This window comes from Pyxidicoccus sp. M6, assembly GCF_055568925.1.
In genome coordinates this window covers 1,379,644-1,398,148 of sequence record NZ_CM145714.1, presented here as the reverse complement: position 1 = coordinate 1,398,148, position 18,505 = coordinate 1,379,644, and the positions used below count along the sequence as shown (strand labels likewise).

Annotated in this window: 11 protein-coding genes; 6 read left to right on the top strand and 5 right to left on the bottom strand. The window is 67.6% G+C overall.

Going from position 1 to position 18,505, the window contains the following annotated elements; all coding sequences use genetic code 11:
- From ACVTJA_RS05935 to ACVTJA_RS05920, 4 genes are all read right to left on the bottom strand, one after another.
- A complete protein-coding gene (locus tag ACVTJA_RS05935) occupies positions 1-1,482 on the bottom strand; it encodes a M16 family metallopeptidase (RefSeq protein WP_465834534.1) in 1,482 nt (493 codons plus the stop codon).
- Positions 1,479-2,879, bottom strand: coding sequence for a M16 family metallopeptidase (locus ACVTJA_RS05930; protein WP_465834532.1), 1,401 nt, complete (start codon positions 2,877-2,879; stop codon positions 1,479-1,481). Before ACVTJA_RS05930 ends, ACVTJA_RS05935 begins: the two co-directional genes overlap by 4 nt.
- A gap of 81 nt (positions 2,880-2,960) precedes the next feature.
- Positions 2,961-6,857 (bottom strand): SNF2-related protein, encoded by a 3,897-nt coding sequence (locus tag ACVTJA_RS05925; RefSeq protein WP_465834530.1) that lies wholly within the window; start codon positions 6,855-6,857, stop codon positions 2,961-2,963.
- Between the two features lie 181 nt (positions 6,858-7,038).
- Complete coding sequence (locus ACVTJA_RS05920; protein ID WP_465834529.1) at positions 7,039-7,581, bottom strand: hypothetical protein; 543 nt, start codon at positions 7,579-7,581, stop codon at positions 7,039-7,041.
- 175 nt (positions 7,582-7,756) lie between these two features.
- On the opposite strand from ACVTJA_RS05920, the gene ACVTJA_RS05915 reads away from it, so the two are divergent.
- Entirely contained in the window at positions 7,757-11,986 is a 4,230-nt protein-coding gene (locus ACVTJA_RS05915; RefSeq protein WP_465834527.1) for a DEAD/DEAH box helicase family protein, read from the top strand.
- Between the two features lie 602 nt (positions 11,987-12,588).
- On the opposite strand, the gene ACVTJA_RS05910 is transcribed toward ACVTJA_RS05915, so the two are convergent.
- A complete protein-coding gene (locus ACVTJA_RS05910) occupies positions 12,589-12,921 on the bottom strand; it encodes a hypothetical protein (protein ID WP_465834525.1) in 333 nt (110 codons plus the stop codon).
- A 577-nt stretch (positions 12,922-13,498) separates the two neighbouring features.
- Here ACVTJA_RS05910 and ACVTJA_RS05905 point away from each other — a divergent pair.
- Genes ACVTJA_RS05905 through ACVTJA_RS05885 form a run of 5 tightly spaced genes read left to right on the top strand, consistent with a single transcriptional unit; the run spans position 13,499 to position 18,492 of the window.
- Positions 13,499-13,987 carry a DUF6484 domain-containing protein gene (locus ACVTJA_RS05905; RefSeq protein ID WP_465834523.1) on the top strand — a complete coding sequence of 163 codons (489 nt, stop codon included), beginning with the start codon at positions 13,499-13,501 and terminating at the stop codon, positions 13,985-13,987.
- A 42-nt stretch (positions 13,988-14,029) separates the two neighbouring features.
- The gene (locus ACVTJA_RS05900) at positions 14,030-15,355 is read left to right on the top strand and encodes a TIGR02270 family protein (protein ID WP_465834521.1); all 1,326 of its coding nucleotides are present in this window, start codon (positions 14,030-14,032) and stop codon (positions 15,353-15,355) included.
- Positions 15,343-16,458 carry a DUF2169 family type VI secretion system accessory protein gene (locus ACVTJA_RS05895; RefSeq protein ID WP_465834520.1) on the top strand — a complete coding sequence of 372 codons (1,116 nt, stop codon included), beginning with the start codon at positions 15,343-15,345 and terminating at the stop codon, positions 16,456-16,458. The genes ACVTJA_RS05900 and ACVTJA_RS05895 overlap by 13 nt, the downstream gene beginning before the upstream one ends.
- Positions 16,451-17,494 (top strand): beta-ketoacyl synthase N-terminal-like domain-containing protein, encoded by a 1,044-nt coding sequence (locus ACVTJA_RS05890; RefSeq protein ID WP_465834518.1) that lies wholly within the window; start codon positions 16,451-16,453, stop codon positions 17,492-17,494. The genes ACVTJA_RS05895 and ACVTJA_RS05890 overlap by 8 nt, the downstream gene beginning before the upstream one ends.
- Positions 17,491-18,492, top strand: a complete 1,002-nt coding sequence (locus tag ACVTJA_RS05885) for a DUF4150 domain-containing protein (RefSeq protein ID WP_465834517.1) — start codon at positions 17,491-17,493, stop codon at positions 18,490-18,492. Before ACVTJA_RS05890 ends, ACVTJA_RS05885 begins: the two co-directional genes overlap by 4 nt.
- The last annotated feature ends 13 nt before the right edge of the window (positions 18,493-18,505 follow it).

Below are 18,505 nucleotides of genomic sequence, written 5' to 3'. Positions count from 1 at the left end.
TCAGCGCTTCGCGGGAGCCGAGGGCGGCGGCGAGAAGCGCTTGTCGGAGAGCTTCATCTCCGTGACGGGGCCGTACTTCCGGGCCACGTCGCGAATGGCGGACGCCTTGCCGATGAGGACCAGGGTGAGGTCCTCCCGAGGGGGCAGCGTGCGCTGAATCACGGCGCGCACGCCGTCGCGGGTGGCGGCGTTGACGGCGCCAGCGAAGCCATCCACGTCGCTGGCGTCGAGCCCGAAGAAGGCGAGCTCGGACAGCTTGCTGGCCACCTGCGCGCCCGTCTCCAGCGTGGGCGGGAACTGGCCCAGCACGTACGACTTGGCCGACGCGAGCATGGCGTCATCCATGCCGGACTGCCGGTAGCGCGTGAGCACGTCCAGCGCCAGGTCGATGGCGCGGCCGGTGGTCTCCGTCTTCGTGTACGAGCTGATGACCACGGGGCCCGGGCGCGAGTTGCGGATGAAGTACCCGGAGGCGCCGTACGTGAGGCCCGTCTTGACGCGCAGCTCGGTGTTGAGCAGCGAGGTGAAGCGGCCACCGAACACCGTCTCCGCCAGCTTCACGGCGACGCGGTCCGGGTCGTCGCGGGAGATGCCGGTGTTGCCAATCCAGAAGTACGTCTGCGTCGCGTCCGGCTTGTCCACGAGCAGCACGCGGTGGCCCTTGGAGAGGGTGGTGACGGGCACCTCGGGCGCGGGCGAGGCGGCCTTCTCCCAGCCGCCGAGCGCGGCCTCCAGCTTCGCGGCGAGCGCCTTCGCGTCGAAGTCGCCCACCACGGAGAGGATGAGCCGGTCCGCGCCGAGCTGGTTCTTCGCGTACGCGAGCACGTCCTCGCGGGTGATGCCCGGGAGGGACGCCTCGCTGCCGCCGACGGCGACGCCGTACGGGTGGTTGGCGAAGTGGAACGCCTGGAAGTACGAGCCGATGAGGGCACGCAGGTCCGCGTCCTTGGCGGCGGCGATTTCGGACACCATGCGCTCGCGCGTCTTCTCCAGCTCGTCCTGGGCGAAGCGCGGGCGGGTGAGCATGTCGGTGAGCAGCTCCACCATGAGCTGGGTGTCGCGCGACATGAACTGGCCGTTGATGATGAGGGCCTCGAGCCCGGGGATGACGTCGATGCTGCCCCCCACGCCGTCCACGGCCTCGGCGAACTGACGGGCGTCGCGAGCACCCGCGCCCTTCTGCAAGAGCTCGCCGGTCAGGGCCGCGAGGCCGTCCTTGCCGGCGGGAGCCGCGAGCGCTCCACCGCGCAGCCACGCGCTGAACGAGACGAGCGGCAAATCCCGCCGCTCCACGAGGAGCAGCTTCGCGCCGTTCTTCAGGGTGACGGTGGTGGGCTTGGGGAGCGTGACGCCCTGCGTGGGGACCGGAGCCGGAGTGGCCGGCTTCGGAGCGGGCGCGGCAACGGGAGTCTGCGCGACGGACGGGGCGGCGGAGAGCAGCAGCGCGCCGAACAGGACCTTCCAGGAGAGGGGCGCCATCATCGCGTGGCCTCCTTGCGGGTATCGGGGGTGGCGTCCTTCTCGTCGGTGGGCACGAGCCACCCGACGGTGCGGCGCTCGGAGTTGAAGATGCGCGCGGCGACCTTGCGCACGTCCTCGCGCGTCACCTTCTCGAAGCGCGCGGGGGCATCGAAGAGCTGCCGGTAGTCACCGCGGAAGACCTCGGAGGCGCCGAGCGCGCGGCCGCGGCCGTCATTGGTCTCCAGGCTGTGCCAGTAGTTGGCGAGGGCGATGTTGCGCGCCTTGCGCAGCTCCGCGTCGGTGACGCCTTCCTTCGCGACGCGGGCGAGCTCCTCGGTGAGCATCGCCTCCACCTTCGCGAGGTCTCCGCCGGGAGGAAGGTCCGCCAGAATCCAGACGAGCGACGGGTCGAAGCCGGCGGAGAAGTGCGTCTCCACGTTGATGGCGGCGCGCGCCTCCTCGACGAGGCGGCGGTGCAGGCGCGAGGAGTCGCCGTCGGCGAGGATGCGCAGGAGCAAATCGAGCGCCTCGATGTCAGCGTCCTTCCCGGAGATGCCGTGGTACGCGAGCTGGAGGAGCGGGGACTGCGCGAGCTTGCGGACGACGATGCGGCGCTCGCCGTGCTGCTCGGGCTCCTGGGTGCGGACGGGGGCGGGGGCGGGCTGGGAGGGAATGGGCTCGAGGTACTTCTCCGCGAGCGCGAAGACCTCGGCGGGGGTGACGGCGCCGGTGACGATGAGGGTGCCGTTGTTGGGGGCGTAGTACGTCTTGAAGTAGCGCTGGAGGTCCTCGAGCTTCCAGGACTCGATGTCGGACGGCCAGCCGATGACGGGGAACTGGTACGGGTGGGCGACGTAGGCGGTGGCCTGCACCTGCTCCATGAGGGCGCCGGCGTTGTAGTTGTCCACGGCGGAGCGGCGCTCCGAGTAGACGACGCCGCGCTCGGACTCGATGACCTTGGGGTCGAAGGCGAGGTTCTGGAGGCGGTCGGCCTCGAGGTCGAAGATGAGCTCGAGGGCGGTGCGGGGGAACCACTCCATGTAGACGGTGACGTCCTCGGAGGTGAAGGCGTTGTTGGCGCCGCCATTGGCCTCCATGACGCGGTCGAACTCACCGGGGCCGTACTTCTTCGCGCCGTTGAACATCATGTGCTCGAAGAAGTGGGACAGGCCGGTGATGCCGGGGTACTCGTTGCGGCTGCCGACGCGGAACCAGTTGTAGAGGACGGCGTTGGGGATGTCCTGGTCGGGCCAGACGATGACCTTCATCCCATTCTTGAGGGTGCGCGCCTCGATGCCGGCGCCGAGCTTCGGCGTGGAGGCCGCGGCGGGCTTGCTCGCCGCCCTGCCCTGTCCCTGCGCGACGGGGGCCGCGAGCAGGGCCAGGCAGGACGCCCAGAGTAACGACTGACGGAACATCCGTGCTCCTGTCGTGAAGAAGACGCCCGGGAACGGGCAGCCGGGCACCATATTCCAGGTGCCCGGCTCCTGCTTCCAACCTTAGCCCTCCCCACCAAACCGCAGCAGCGCCAGGAGCTGGTCGGGCGACAGGGCTGAAGCGCCGTCCGCCTCGGATAGGAGGCTGTCGGCCAGCTCGCGCTTCTCCGCGTGCAGGGCGAGGATGGCCTCCTCCAGTGTCCCCTCGGACACCAGCCGAGACACCGTGACGGGCTTCGTCTGCCCGATGCGGTGGGCCCGGTCCGTGGCCTGGTCCTCCACCGCCGGGTTCCACCACGGGTCCAGGTGGATGACGTGGTCGGCCGCGGTGAGGTTGAGGCCGGTGCCGCCCGCCTTGAGCGAGATGAGGAACAGCTCGCCCTCCCCGCGCTGGAAGGCCTCCACGCGGGCCTGCCGCTCGGCTGGCGGCGTCTGCCCGTCCAGGTACTGCATGGACACGCCCCGCGCCTCCAGCGCCGCGCGCACCAGGGTCAGGTGCTTGACGAACTGACTGAAGACGAGCGCCTTGCCTCCCCCGGCGCGCACCGCGTCCACCAGTCCCAGCAGGCGCTCCAGCTTGGAGGATGGCAGCGGCGAGTCCCCGTCCACGAGCTTCGGGTGGCACGCGGCCAGGCGCAGCCGGGTCAGCGCGGCCAGCATCGCGAAGCGCTGCTCCGGCCCGGGCGCCTCGCCCAACTGCGCCAGCGCGGCCAGGCGCACGTCGTCGTAGAGGCGCCGCTCGCCCTCGGACAGGGAGACGGGAACCACCGTCTCGATTCGCGCGGGCAGCTCGCGCGCCACCTGGGCCTTGGTACGGCGCAGCAGGAAGGGCCGCACCACGCGGGCCAGCGACACGCGAGCGTGCGTGTTCTTCTCGCGCTCAATCGGGACGGCGAAGCGCGCGCGGAAGGACTCGCGGCTGCCGAGCAGGCCGGGGAAGAGCAGCGCGTAGAGGCTCCACAGCTCCGACAGGCTGTTCTCCACGGGCGTGCCGGTGAGAGCCACGCGGGCCTCGGCCTTCACGGCTCGCACCGCACGGGCCCTCGCGGTGTCCGGGTTCTTCACCGCCTGGGCCTCGTCCACCACCAGCGTGGCGAAGGACACGCCAGCGAAGCGCTCCGCGTCTCGCACGAGCAGTCCGTAGCTGACGACCAGCACGTCACCGGGCCCCAGCGAGCCCAGCAGCGTCTCGCGCTCCGCCTCGCGGTAGGAGTGCACACGCAGCGAGGGTGCGAAGCGCGCCGCCTCTCGCGCCCAGTTGAAGCACACGGACGTGGGGGCGACCACCAGCGCGGGGCCCTCACCCGCACGGTGCAGCAGCAGGGCCAGGGCCTGGAGCGTCTTGCCCAGCCCCATGTCGTCCGCGAGACACGCGCCCGCGCCCCACGTGGACAGCCTTGCCAACCAGATGAAGCCCTCGCGCTGGTAGTCGCGCAGCTCGGCCTTCAGCTTCCGGGGCACCGGCACCTTCCGAGCCTGCGCCTCGCGGACGCGGGTGGCGAGCCGACGCCAGTCGGGCGGAGCCTGCACTCGCGCTCCCGCCTCCGCGAGCGCGTCCAGCACGGGCGCCGCCGCCGCGTTCACCTCCAGCCCATGGCGGGTGGGCTGCGTCAGGTCCGCCAGCGGTGCGAGCCGCTCGCGCAGCGCCTCCGTGAGGCGCATCCACCGGCCCGGCCCCAGCCGCGCGTAGTGGTGGCCCCGCCGCAGGGCCTCCAGCAGCACCGCCAGCTCCACGCGCTCCCCGTCCACCTCCGCCCCGCCCTCCACGCCGAACCAGTCCCGCCCGCGCTCCACCCGCACCTTCAAGCGGGACAGGTCCGCCCAGCGCGACACCTGCCAGGGCTGCTCGTCCCACTCCACCTGCACCGCGGGGCCGGCGAGTGGCTCCAACGCCTCCAGCAGCGCGAGCGACGAGGCCGCGTCCTCGCGAGTGAAGCGGTGTGCATCAATGGGCAGGCCCAGTCGGTCGAGCAGGGCGGCGGCCTCGGCGCGCTCGGCCTCCAGCTCCCGGCGGACCATGACCCGCTGCCGGCCCCGCTGGCCGCGTACCACCGGGGCGCCCTCGCCCGGAGGGTGCGGCGGGGCTTCCGGCAGCGGCCGGACGAGCACCGCTCCCGCCAGGGCCTCCTCGCCCACCGCCCGCAGGCGGACGAGCAGCCCGCGCACCGGCTCCACCTCGGTGGCCTCCAGTGACTCGGGCAGGGACAGCGGGAAGCCGGCTTCCAGTCCGCCCAGGCTCGCCAGCAACGGGCGGCGCACGGAGACCGGCAACCGGGAGCCGTACTCACGCAGCGTGGCGAGCAATGGGCGAGCCTCGGGCGGCACGGCGACGAGGGTGACGCGCGGCACCTCGGGCTCGACGAGCAACCACGGTTGCCCGGCGTGGAGCTCCAGGGGCGGCGGACACAGCGCGTCCGGCTGGAACCCGACTCCCTCGACGGAGGGACGCACGCGCAGGACGCCTCCGTCCTCCTCCTCGAAGATGAAACCGAGGGGGGCCTCGCGAACGCGCAGCGGCGCGTCGGGGCGCTCCGCGAGGCGCAGGCGGGGGCTGTGCGCGAGCGCGCGAAGCACCTGGAGGAGCAACGGCCAGTTCCCTCCGCGAGAGGAGCCGAAGCCGGACGACGCCAGCGTGGAGCCCGCATCAATCAGGGCGAGCGCATCCAGCTCTCCCGGCTGTGTCAGCGCGGCCCGGAAGTCCTCCTTGTCCCCCCAACCCACCTGGGTGCCCTTGGAGAGTCCGCCCTTCTTCGTCACCCGGTGGACGTAGGTCCGCACCGTGGCGACGCCGCCGGTGAGGGCGCCCTCGAGACGGAAGGTGACGTGCGCGGCGGGAGTCCGCGCCTCACGGACGTGGGCGGCGAGCGACGCCTTCTCCAGGGCGGCGAGGATTTCCTGGCCGGGGAGGACGAAGAGCAGCTCGGCCAGCCGCGCGTTGAACGTCGTGGCCTTCTCCCGGCAGAGCGCGTCCAGCACCGCGTCCAGCGCGGTGAGCGCGTGCACGCAGCGCGCTCCGGAGTCCTGCGAGAAGCTCTCGGGACAGGGACAGACCAGGGCCGGGCGGCCCTCGAGCAGCAGGCGCGGCTCCAGCCGGACGCCCGCGAAGGCCTCCCCCCGCCCGCCGGGCGGCTCCGCCTCGCGGGCCGACTCCGAGATGAGCAGGCACAGCGGGCGCTCCTGGAGGTACACCTGGGCCCTTGCCTCCAGCGCTCGGGGGACCGCATGGGCCCGCACGCGCTCCCGTTCCCGCTGGAGCGCGTCCACCAGGGGCGCCAGCCGGGCATCCGTGGGACCGCCATGAGGCACCGCGGCCGCTTCCTGCTCCAGCCCCCGGCGCACACGCTCCACCTCCGCGCGCAGCCACGCCCAAGCCGCATCCTTGAGCGCGTCCTTGTCGCGGGCTCGCAGGTAGCGCTCGGCCTCATTGGACGTGAGGACGGAGAAGACGGAGCTCCGTGCGAGGGAGTGGAAGACGTGGTGCCGTTGGAGGGGAGCGGGCAAGTACGGCCGCAGCACTCCGATGGGCGACAGGCCCGCGTGCGCGACGTGGTGCGCGTCCATCCAGGCGCGAAGCGCCCCGGGAGTGCTGGGACGCGCGGACTCCGCGAGCGCATCGGAGACGGCGGGCGGATGGCCCGGGGCGTCCCGCGTCAGCCGCAGCCAGGCGAGGCCCACGGCGACGACGTGCTTGCAGAAGGAGCACGCCTCGAAGTCGGGGCACTGGCAGTCGAAGACACTCCCCTCGCCGCTGGCGGAGATGCGGACCTGGTAGGGCCCCTGGCTGCCGGCCGCGACGACTCCCTCGACGGACTCGCCCACCGTCCGCACCGACAGGATGCGCTTGCGGGCGAGCAGATCCCTCCCCTGCTCGTAGAGCCGGTAGCCCCCCTCGTCGCGCAGCAGGTCGTCGGACAGCCACTGCCCGAGAGCAGAAGGAGACGCGGGGGACGAGGCGGGCATGTGGGAAGCGGAAACTACCTGCGGAGTCATGCGGAAGCGAGCCCCACCAGTGGGTTACCTCCTCAAACTCCGCTCCACCACACTTCATGTCCATCAGACAGCATCCACGCCGAGAACACTCCTCCGCCCCGGGAGCAGGCCAGGGAGCGGAGGGGCGACCCCGTGGAGACGGCCAGGGCGCTCAGGCGCCGAGCACGCCGCGGAGCACTTCCTGGAAGTAGTTGATGCTGCCGACGTGCGTCTGGAAGTGCTTCGCGGACTTCTGGAGGCGGTCGACGACGGCCTCGAACTCGGCCTGGGAGACGTCGCGCAGGGACATGTAGAGGCGCGCGGCGCCCTGGAGGTAGGAGAAGAGGGGGTTGCGGTCCGTGCCGTCGGGGCGGCGGAGGAGGTGGCGGTAGAGCCGCTCGAACTCCTGGTCCGTCTCCGTGTTGCGCACGGCGCGGCAATAGCCGGCGGCGGTGGCCTCGATGAGCATGAAGAAGGGGTGGTACTCGGGAGGCGGGGCCTTGGCGAAGCTGGGGGGCTTCTTGTCACCGGTGAAGAGCTTGGAGATGGGCTGGAGCGTCACGTGGGTGAGCTGCTCGCCTGCGCGGACCTGGACGCGCTCCCCCACGGGAAGCACGCGCTTGCCGTCCTCCCACTCCACGGCGACATACAGGCGGTCCGGCTGGTCCACCTTCACGCCCGCCTTCTCCAGCTCCGCCACGGCATTCGCGTCCATCGTGTTCCGTTCCTCCGAAGCCCCCTGTCTACCTCGCGGGGGGTAGTGCGCGCATCCGGCTTCGTGGGGCACCGTCCAGGAAACGGCGGTAGGGCGGCGGACTCCAGGTCCCGGGCCCTCCCATACAGTCTGTGCAGGCGGGGAGCGGCGGAAGTGGCTGGGTTAGGGTGCCAACGTGACGTCTCCTTTCCTGTCGATTCCTGAATCCCAGTGGGTTGCGTCCAATGCGTATGCCTTCGCCATCCGGGACAGGTTTCCCGTCAGTCCCGGACACACGCTGGTGATTCCCCGGAGGCTGGTGGCCACGTGGTTCGAGGCCACCGCCGAGGAGCAGCGAGCCATCTTCGAGCTGGTGGAGGTGGTGCGGCGCGGGCTGGAGGCGGAGCTCCGGCCGCACGGCTACAACATTGGAATCAACGTGGGCGCGGCGGCTGGGCAGACGGTGTTCCACCTGCACGTGCATGTGATTCCGCGCTTCGAGGGAGACATGGCGGACCCGCGAGGCGGCGTCCGGCACGTGATTCCGGGCAAGGGCAACTACCTCACCGGGCAGGCGAAGCCGCTGGCCACGGGCGGCCGGGAGGACCCGTTCCTGGCGCATCTGGAGCCGCTGTTCGCGAAGGCGATGGAGGTCGCGGTGCTCGCGGCCTTCGTTCAGGACAGTGGGCTGGAGCTATTGCGCGACTCCGTGGACGCGGCCCTGGCCCGGGGAGCGCGAGTGCGAATCCTCACGGGCGACTACCTCGCCATCACCCAGGCAGATGCCCTGCGGCGGCTGCTCGACTGGATGGACGAGGACGCCGCGCTCCAGCGCGAAGAAGGGCGGGGCAGGTTCGAGGCACGCGTGGTGGAGGTGGAGAAGCAGGGCGTGCCCTCCTTCCATCCGAAGTCCTGGCGCTTCCAGGGTCCCGGACTCGCGGTGGCCTTCGTGGGGTCGAGCAACATCTCCCGGGCCGCGCTGAAGACAGGCATCGAGTGGAACCTGCGCGTGGAGAAGGACCGCGACCCACGCGCGTGGCACGAGGTGGTCGAAGCCTTCGAGGGCTGGTGGACGCGGGCTTCCCCACTGGATGCGGAGTGGGTGAATCGCTACGCACTCCGCGCCAGGGATGCGGGACGTCCGCTCCCCTCGGGTGATGAGGAAGCGGAGCCCGCGCTGCCTCGGCGTGAGCCGCATACGTTGCAACAGAAGGCCCTCCTGGAGCTGGCGCGAAGCCGGAGGGAGGGACGCCGCCGGGCGCTCGTCGTCCTCGCGACGGGACTTGGGAAGACGCTGCTCGCCGCGCTCGACGTGGAGGCCTTCGGGAAGGAGCTTGAACGGCCTCCCCGAGTTCTCTTCCTCGCGCACCGGGAAGAGCTGCTCGTCCAGGCGGCGGAGACCTTCCGGAGGCAGATGCCGGACCTGCGCTTCGGCTGGTGCGTCGGCGGGCGTTCCCAACTCACGGGCGACGTGGTGTTCGCGTCGGTGCAGAAGCTCTCGAGTCCGGACGGGCTCCAGTGCCTCCGCGATACGGCTCCGTTCGACTACGTCATCGTGGACGAGGTGCACCACGCAGCCGCGCCGAGCTATCGGGCCATCCTCGCCGTGTTGGAGCCCGCATTCCTGCTGGGTCTCACGGCGACGCCCGAGCGCGCGGATGACGGAGACGTGCTCGGCCTCTTCGACGACCATCTCGCCTGGCGCTCGGACCTGGGAGAGGGAATCGAAGCAGGTCTGCTCGCGCCCTTCGCCTACTTCGGTCTGAAGGACGCGGTGGACTACGCAAACATCCCCTGGAGGAACCAGCGCTTCCTCCCCGAGCAGCTCGCCCAGGCCGTGCAGACGGAGGCACGCATGCAGACGCTGTGGCGCGCGTGGCGGGAGCATCCCGCGAGCCGCACGCTGGTGTTCTGCTGCTCGGTGAGCCATGCGCACTACGTGCAGCAATGGCTGGGTGGACAGGGCGTGCGCACGGTGGCCGTCCATTCGGGAGCGGGCTCAGCGGACCGGGCGCAGACCCTGAAGCAACTCGCCGAGGGCACGCTGGACGCGGTGTGCGCCGTGGACCTGTTCAATGAAGGAGTCGACGTCCCGAGCATCGACCGGGTGGTGATGCTGCGCCCCACGGAGTCCCCAGTGGTGTTCCTCCAGCAGCTCGGCCGCGGGCTGAGGAAGTCCGAAGGCAAGGAGCAGGTCACCGTCATCGACTTCGTGGGCAACCACAAGGTGTTCCTCGACCGGGTGCGGACACTGCTGGCGCTGGGAAGGAACCCGGTGTCGCTGCGCGACTTCCTGGTGGATGGAAAGGAACCCGAGCTACCTCCCGGCTGTGCCGTGCAGGTGGAGCTGGAGGCCAAGGACCTGCTCAAGCGTCTGCTGCCCTCGGGAGGCTCGGAGGTCGAGCGAGTGTACCGCGAGCTTCGAGATGCTCGCGGAGAGCGCCCCCGGGTGGGGGAGCTGTTCCGCAGGGGCTACGCACCCACGACGTTGCGCAAGGCCCACGGAAGCTGGTTCCAGTTCGTGAAGAGTGAGGGAGACCTCAGCGAAGGCGAAGCTCGCGCGCTGGAGAAGGGACAGGACTGGTTCGAGGAGTTCGAGCTCACGTCCATGAGCAAGTGTTTCAAGATGGTGCTGCTGGAAGCACTGCTCGAAGCCAAAGCCTTGCAACAAGGGATGGCATTGCCCGAACTTTCGAGGCGAAGCCTCGCCATCCTCCAGCGCTCACCCGAGCTGCTACAGGATCTGGAGGGAGTGGAGGCACTGGATGACCCTCGGAACCCGAGCGCCGCGAAGTTCCTGGCCTACTGGAAGGCCAACCCCATCAAAGCGTGGACGCAGGGCAGTCGGTGGTTCCGAGTCGAGGAGGACCGACTCGTTCCAAGACTCCCGATTGCGCCAGAGGCCCAGCAGTCCTTCGAGGAGATGACCTACGAGTTGGTGGACTACCGGCTCGCACAATACCGGCGAAGACAGCAGCCGCAGGCGGAGGGAACGGCATTCGAGGCCAAGGTCTTCTCGAACAAGCGAGACCCCATCCTCAAGCTGCCGGACCGGGACAGGCGCCCGGACCTTCCGCTGGGTCCCACGGATGTCCGGCTTCCGGATGGGAGCATCTGGCGCTTCGACTTCGTGAAGATTGCCATCAACGTGGCACGGCTTCCGGGTGTTCAACGCAATCAGCTCCCCGACCTCTTGCGGCAATGGTTTGGCCCCACGGCGGGCATGCCGGGCACTGCCTTCCGCGTCCGCTTCACCCCCGGGCCAGATGGCTGGTGGGTGGAGCCCGTGCAGGCCGAGGTGATTCCCTTCGCTCGTCCAGGAACGCTGGTCGCATTCCCCAGCCTGCGCGCAGCCGCGGGCGCGGCGGACCACGCGGTCTCATTGGAGAATGCACCTGAAACCGAGCACGTCCGGCTGCCCGTCCAGACGACGCGCGGCGAAGGGCTGTTCGCGGTGCGAGCCTCGGGCGATTCGATGCAGGGAGGTGAGCGTCCCATCCGGGATGGCGACTGGCTGGTGATGCGCTACGCCCGAGCGAGGGGCGCTGGCTCCGTGGAGGGCAAGGTTGCCCTCGTGCAGGTCCCGGCCCCGGCGGGATTCGCCTATCAAATCAAGCGAATCGTGCGCATCGAGGGTCACTGGATTCTCCGCTCGGACAATCCAGAGCGTCTCTCGTTCGAAGCGGGCGAGGAAGTGGTCCCCATCGCGCTGCTCGTGGAAGTGATTCCTCCCGAGCGCCTTGGCCCCGAGCGAGGAGCACGACTCACGAATGAGCAGGCCATGGAGCACTTCGGCCTGGGTATGGCACCGAAGACCGGGCGCTATGAAGGCCACCTGTTCCTGTGCGTCACAAAGCAAGGCGTGCTCACCGAACCCGACCGCATCCATCTCAGAATCGCGGACCGACGCCCCGCGGAGACTGCCTTCGTGCTGACACGTGAGACGTCGCAAGCCCCCTGGCGCTATTGGGGCGTGGCGCGCTGGCTGGAAGCAGAGGACCGCTGGGCACTTCTGGAGCCAGTGGACTACGCCGCCTGGCGCGCCCTGGGTCACGGTCGTGGCAGCTCAAGGCGACTCTCCGATGCATCAATGCAGCTGGCAGCCGCATGGGTCGGCCAGTTCCTGACGAAGAACCCTCCTGGTAGTCACATCGAATACGGCGGGAAGCAATGTCGAATCGTTGCAAGAGCGCCAGACGGAGGGCTGCGTCTTGATGGGGGGGACGGAGGGTTCGCAGAGCGGACCGTCAGCCTGACGGACATCGCCTGGGCGCTTGCCGCCAAGCAAGAGGCTCACGAATCCGGTGGCGTGCTTGATGAAGCGCTCGTGAACCGACTTCGCTATCTCGAAGCAACACCCAAGGAATCCACCCGTTGGATTGATACGGGCTGGGCCCTGTTCCTCCTCAAGTTCCAAACCCACTGACCACGAGCTGCTCCATGTGCAATGGCAACGTGCTCCTGAACGAGATTGAACGCTGGTTGCCGTTTGCAGAATCTTCTCGCCACGAGTCAGGGCCGTTCTTCGACGTCCCAACCCGCTCCAGCGTTTACGTCGTACGGGTCGCGCGAGTAGGACACCGGACTTGAAGCGCGTACGGCAGACGTTTGCCGAATCCCCGTTCATGAAGGCCAGCAAGCGTCTCGACGATGCAAGCGCAGCCATGTTTACCCAACTCCGCCTTGGATAAAGGCGTGGCTTGACACTGGCGGAGGAGCCGAGACCGCCGAGGAGGCACGCCTCAAGGGGCTCTATCGCGACCTGCGGCAGCAATCTTCCACCGCTCGTTCAGCGGTAGTGCCGGGCCCGTCCCGAACCCCAGAAACTTCAAAGGCCCCCCGGACTTGCGTCCAGAGGCCTCGGAATCAGCGGGAAGTGCCCAGAGCCGGAATCGAACCAGCGACACGGGGATATTCAGTCCGCAAGAGGGCCCGGGAACCTCCAATCCTCCTCTGGAGGCCGGGTTGGGGCGGTCGAAAACGGGCGATAGGGTTGCCCGTAATTTGCCCACGGGCATTCACTATCCATCACTGTGCGCAGGCGCACTCGTCGTCAGTATCGTCCTGGTGCTTCTCGTGTTCTTCGTCGCCATCGAAGTCCATGTGCTTCACCACATGGTCTCGATAGAAGACGCACAAATAGGCATTTCTCCCGTGGGGTACAGCATTCCCCTTGATCCATATCTCACCTGCGTTCCGCAACTCCGCCGGAAAATCGATCTCTACAGGGTCGTTGCTGTTCCAAGTCGTCCAGACACGGTGTGAGCCGCTCTCGCCACCAAGTCCCGCCTCTAGCTGGATAGCACTGGCTTCCGTCTTGTTCGTGCACACCCGCACGAACCAGCCGTTCTTCTGAGCCATGGTCGAAACCGCACCATCAGCTTGGCCAGTAGTTGTGGCCCCCTGCCCCGACTCCTTGTGGGCGCAACCAATGCTCCCTGCTGCGACAACCAACACCGCTACCCGCGAAAACAGTCTCATAGCCCCTCCTTGGCGAAGACGGTCGCCACAGGAAATGAGCGCAGAGGCAACGGCATTGGTCAAGAAGGTTGCCCATGATGGGACAACCAGCATCATGGCAAGCGCTCAGAACTTTAGTTTGCGGATCTCGGCCCCGGGCGAGTCCGGGGGCTTGAACGTGGCCGCCTGTCCGCCAAGGGTTCTCCAAGTCCCCAGGTGTCAACCTCTGGGAGGGGAACACCGTACCGTATACGTATAGAGCACGCTCGTCCTGCATGGACGTCCATGGCACGTGGCCATTGGCTGGCCTCATTCCCTATCAATCCAGCCCGGGTAGTTGACTGCCCAGCCGCAAACCTGCTGACGTCAGTTCCGGACTCTGAGCGACGCGCCAACGCATCATCGGGAGGAAACCCTGATGCGGCCACTCGTCCCGCAGACCCATAGACTCAGGCTGTACCGCACAGGGGGACGCCACATGACTACACCCATCCATCCTCTCCGAGGCGGCACTGCCCCTTCGGATGCTTTGTCCCCACTGTGGGAAGGCCGTGAGGGGCACATCACGGGGACCGATGGTGAAGGACGAACCCTGGTGGATTTCGAGGGCAATCCGGATGGTCCTCGTGCGGCCATCAGCACAATTCCACTGCAGGGGGCGCTCCTGGAAGAGGCCATCGCGGCTCGTCAGCGCGTCGAGCTTCGCTTCCATGACGGGGATGTCCGCCGTCCCGTCATCGTTGGCATTTCCCACGATGCCCCGAGCGTGTCCCTCCTGAAGGCGCCACTCGCCACAGGTGGCTCGGGCCTGGAGATCCACGAGGATTCAGACGGCGTCACCCTGCGCGTCGGCAAGGCCAGTCTCAGGCTGATGCACGACGGGAGGGTCGTCCTCAAGGGGACATACGTCGAGACGAACGCAGAGGGACTCAACCGCATCAAGGGTGGCACGGTGGACATCGGATGAGGTGCACACCGAGCAAACCCGTCACCCTCGCGGAGACGCCTCGTGAGTAGCAGCGGCCGGCAGGACTTTCCCGCCCGGACCGCAACCCCATCCGTTCGCCGATGGCGGGGCTTTGGCCCTCGGGAAATCACCGCCCTCCACAACGAAGAGGTCCTGGAGATACACGCGGGAGAGGCGGCCTTCCTGTGGACACAGCGTGCACGCGCAGTCACAGCTCCACACTATCGGCTGAAGGACCTGGCTCGATTGGACGGAAGGTTGGAGGCTCACCTGGACGGACTCAGGACAGGGGGCATGAAGGGATGGGAGAAGAGTCTTGCCGCCCTGGAGGCTCCTGGCCCTGGAGAGGTCTTCGTCGCCGCGCTGTTGGCCTGCGAGAGCCTCGATGGAGGCAACATCACGGACGTAGTCAGGCTTTCCCTGGAGGATGGCGCGTGGCAACGAGCCCTGACTTCAGCCCTGGGTTGGTTGCCGCTCACCAAGGCCGTCCCCATCCTGGAGGCCCTTCTGGAGGAAGGGGCTCCCGAAATCCGACGACTGGGTATCTCGGGTGCCGCCGCGCAGCGCTGGGACCCCGGACCTTCGCTTCTCCTCGCGCTGACAACGGCCGACCCCGCCCTGCGGGCATGCGCACTGCAGACGGCGGGACTCCTGGGGCGCACGGATGTGACTCCACAGGTGCAGCGCGCGCTGTCGGATGATGACGAGGCATGCCGCCTTGCCGCGGCCTGGACTCTGGTGCGGCTGGGGCAGCGGACCGGCCCCGCCTTTTCGCTGCTGAAGGAGCTCGGAGATTCTCCCGGCCCCTATGCGCGACCTGCGCTTGGCATGGCTCTGCGTTGCCTGCCCCTGGGGCAGGCCCGGCAGTGGTATTCGAGTTTGCGCGAGGCCCCGGAGAAGCAACACCTGGCAATTGCCGCTGCTGGGGCCCTGGGGGACGTCGAGCAGATAGACGATTTGCTGTCGTGGATGGCGCGCCCCGGCCTGGCACGCCAGGCTGGCGAGGCATTTTCCTTCATCACCGGCGCCGACCTGTCGTGGGAGGATCTGGAGGGAGAGGCACCAGAGGAAGCCGAGACCACGGATGAGGTGGAGGCAGCGGAAACGGACAATCTGCCCTGGCCCGCCGCGGACAAGGTCGCGGCCTGGTGGCAGCAGCAGCGAGGCGACTTCCAGCGTGGCACCCGGTACCTGGCGGGGAAGCCACTCTCCGAATCGGGCATCCTGGAGGTGCTTCGGCAAGGAACCCAGCGCCAGCGTGCCGTAGCTGCACTGGAATGGGGCCTGCGCAAGCCCCAGGTCCCCCTCTTCGAGGTGCGTGCAGCAGGGCACCTGCAGATACGGAGGCTGGCGTCATGGACTTCGTGAACGAAATGCCACTGGAAGCCGGGTGGACGGTGGGCTTCCAACCGGACGGTCGCGAGGTCCTGGTTGTCGTTGCCAAGGGCACCTTCGCGATTCCGGCTGACGACATGGAAGCGCCCCTGGCAGCGGAGCAACTGCCCCTCACCGAGGCGGATACCTTCACGGGAGAACCGGGGTTCTCCGCGCCACTGCACGAAACGGACTTCGCCCACCGCAAGCACCGGTGCGACGTGACTCTCAACGGGAGCGCATGGGCACCTGGAGGACGTCCCGCCCGAGTCGTTCCCATCTCCCTATCGCTCGCGAGCATGAAGAAGAGCTTCGCCGTGCATGGCGCACGCGAGTGGCGCAAGAACCTGATGGGCAGCATCCAGCCTTCCACGGCCCAGGCCTTCACATCCCTCCCCATCAGCTACGACTGCGCCTTCGGCGGGGTCGATACCAGCCGGAACGAAGCTTCCAAACACCAGGCATTCCTCCCCAATCCGGTTGGAAAGGGCTTCCACCCATCCATGACCCACGTGGACGGACAGGTCATGCCCAACACGGAGGAGATTCGCACGCCCGTCACTTCGCCCCGAGGTCCCTACCGTCCCATGGCGTTTGGAGCCATCGGTCGCAATTGGATGCCACGCGCATCCTATGCGGGGACCTACGACGCGAAGTGGCTGGATGAATGCCTGCCCTTCTTTCCCAAGGACTTCGACGACAGGTACTTCCAGGCAGCGCCCGAGGACCAGCAGATTCCCCACCCGCGTGGCGGTGAAGTCGTCACCCTCATCAACCTCAGTCCCCAGGGCACGCTGCGCTTCCGCCTTCCCCGGCTTCGGGTACCTGTGGCGCTGGTCCCCCACCATGGCCCTGCAAAGCAGATGGATGCGACCCTGGATACGGTGCTTCTGGAGCCCGACGCGCACCGGCTGCAGTTGGCGTGGCGCGTTGCATGGCCGCTGCGACGTGACGCCTTCGAGATGAAGCAGGTGGTGGTGGGCGGAAGATCGCCGGGGTGGCTCCGCGCCCATGCAGTCGGAAAGACGTATTACCCGAACCTAGGCGCACTGATGCAGGCAAGACGCACCCGCAAACCGGGGGCGCGCCATGGTTAGCCTCGCCATCAAGGCCTCCGGCCTGGTGACGGCCGTGGGATTCAACGCTCCTGCCACGCTCGCGGCATTGCGGGCGGGCGTCAGCGGCGTCAAACAGTCCCATCTGTGGCATGCCGCGTCCGGGAAATACCTCAAGGCGGCCAAGGTGCGACTGCCTCAGTGGTGGAACGGGCTCGGAAAGCTGGCGGAGCTGGTGGCCCCCGCCGTTGGGGAGTGTCTGGAAGCAGCCACGCCGGTCCCCCCGGGACAGATTCCCCTTCTTCTCGGTGTGGCCGAAGCTACGAGACCATGCCGTCTCACCGGGTTGGAAGAGCAGTTGATGGCCGAAGTGGAAGAGCGTCTGGAGGTCCGGTTCCATGCCGCCTCGCGGGTGATTGGAAACGGACAGGTCTCCACGGCGCTCGCGCTGCAGGAAGCCCAGCGCCTGCTTTCCACGCTCCGCGTGCCGTGCTGCATCGTCGCAGGGGTCGACAGCCTCCTCTCCCCCAGGATGGTGAATGAGTACGTCAAAAGGCGCAGGGTCCTGGCACCGGACAATTCGAATGGCTTCATTCCCGGGGAAGGAGCGGGAGCAGTCCTGGTCGTGCCCGCGGGACGCAATCCTGGAGGAGAGCTGCGCCTGCTGGGCTCAGGACTGACGCAGGAGAAGGCGAGCATCCACTCAGAAGAGCCATTGAGAGGAGATGGGTTGACGGGCGCCATCAAGCAGGCCCTTGCCCAGGCGGGCTTGAGTCTCTTCGACGTCGCCTGGCGCATTACGGACCTGAATGGTGAGCACTACAAGTTCAAAGAGGCCGCCTTCGCGGCAGCGCGCCTGCAGCGCAAACCCAAGGAGACGCTCTTCGATTTTTGGCACCCGGTCGAATACATCGGGGAGGTCGGAGCCGCTATCGGTCCGTGCGTGCTGGCCTGGGCGCTGCACGCCGGCCAAAAGGGCTATGCGCCTGGAGACGTGGCTCTTTGCCACCTTGGCAGCGATGAAGGCGAGCGAGCCGCGCTGGTGGTCAAATACGAGGAAAGGAGCAGCCAGCGATGAGCACGAAAGTATACGCGAATGGCCGCGAGGTCTCTGGCAAGTCCACTCCCAATAAATCTGTCGCGGCCATGCCAGACGTCTGTCTCTCACCTCCGGGACCTCCGGCCGGTCCCATTCCCATCCCCTACCCCAACACTTCCCAGGCCTCGAACTCTGCGGATGGCAGCAAGAGTGTCCTCGTCAATGGGAAGGAAATCGGGCTCAAGAATCAATCCGTCTACAAGACCAGCAATGGCAATGAAGCGGCCACTCGCAACTTCGGTGCGGGAGTCGTCAGCCATACGATTACCGGGAAGACGAAGTTCGCGGCGTGGTCCTTCGACGTCAAGGTCGAGGGACAGAATGTCGTCAGGCACATGGACCTGACAACCCACAACCACCAGAACCCGACCAATGGGGCCATCACCCTCAATACGGGTACCATGTTCTTCGACGAAGGCGATGCGCCGGAGAAGACCTGCGCCGAACTCCAGAAGAACAACGAGGAACTCCGCAAGGACACGGAGTCGGGTACAGGCCCGAGCGAGCGACAGCTCGAGGAAGCCACCACCTTGACCACGGCCCAATACCGAGACATGGGTAACGGGCAACGCTATGGGATGAAGGGCTTCAGCCGCCAGATGGACAAGGACGGATGGGCACAGGGTGTTGGGACGCTCCAGTACTCTGAAATCGCCACCAAGAAGCGCTTCATCACCTCCTACGAATCCAACATCCCTGGCTTCAAATACAAGCCCACCTCGAACATGCCGTTCTCCAGTCACACGGAAGCACGCATCATCGAGGACATCTTCGCCGCGACCAACGGAAAGCCTCAGGGAAAGGTGCGGATGCGCATCCAATGGAACCAGAAGTCCAAGAAGACCATGTCCTGCGAGGCCTGCCCTGAATGCAGACGCATCATCTGCGCCGCGATGAACAACGGCCTTGAGATAGAACTCTGCGACGATAGTGGGCAGCCCAAGACTCCGGACTGGTGCGACGAGTACGAGGAATAACCCCCCGAGACAC

What these genes read in the sequence shown, in the direction of transcription:
- ACVTJA_RS05935 (WP_465834534.1), bottom strand. Translation starts at nt 1,482, where the DNA reads ATGATGGCGCCCCTCTCCTGGAAGGTCCTGTTCGGCGCGCTGCTGCTC.
- ACVTJA_RS05930 (WP_465834532.1), bottom strand. Translation starts at nt 2,879, where the DNA reads ATGTTCCGTCAGTCGTTACTCTGGGCGTCCTGCCTGGCCCTGCTCGCG.
- ACVTJA_RS05925 (WP_465834530.1), bottom strand. Translation starts at nt 6,857, where the DNA reads ATGCCCGCCTCGTCCCCCGCGTCTCCTTCTGCTCTCGGGCAGTGGCTG.
- ACVTJA_RS05920 (WP_465834529.1), bottom strand. Translation starts at nt 7,581, where the DNA reads ATGGACGCGAATGCCGTGGCGGAGCTGGAGAAGGCGGGCGTGAAGGTG.
- ACVTJA_RS05910 (WP_465834525.1), bottom strand. Translation starts at nt 12,921, where the DNA reads ATGGCTCAGAAGAACGGCTGGTTCGTGCGGGTGTGCACGAACAAGACG.
- ACVTJA_RS05905 (WP_465834523.1), top strand. Translation starts at nt 13,499, where the DNA reads ATGACTACACCCATCCATCCTCTCCGAGGCGGCACTGCCCCTTCGGAT.
- ACVTJA_RS05895 (WP_465834520.1), top strand. Translation starts at nt 15,343, where the DNA reads ATGGACTTCGTGAACGAAATGCCACTGGAAGCCGGGTGGACGGTGGGC.
- ACVTJA_RS05890 (WP_465834518.1), top strand. Translation starts at nt 16,451, where the DNA reads ATGGTTAGCCTCGCCATCAAGGCCTCCGGCCTGGTGACGGCCGTGGGA.
- ACVTJA_RS05885 (WP_465834517.1), top strand. Translation starts at nt 17,491, where the DNA reads ATGAGCACGAAAGTATACGCGAATGGCCGCGAGGTCTCTGGCAAGTCC.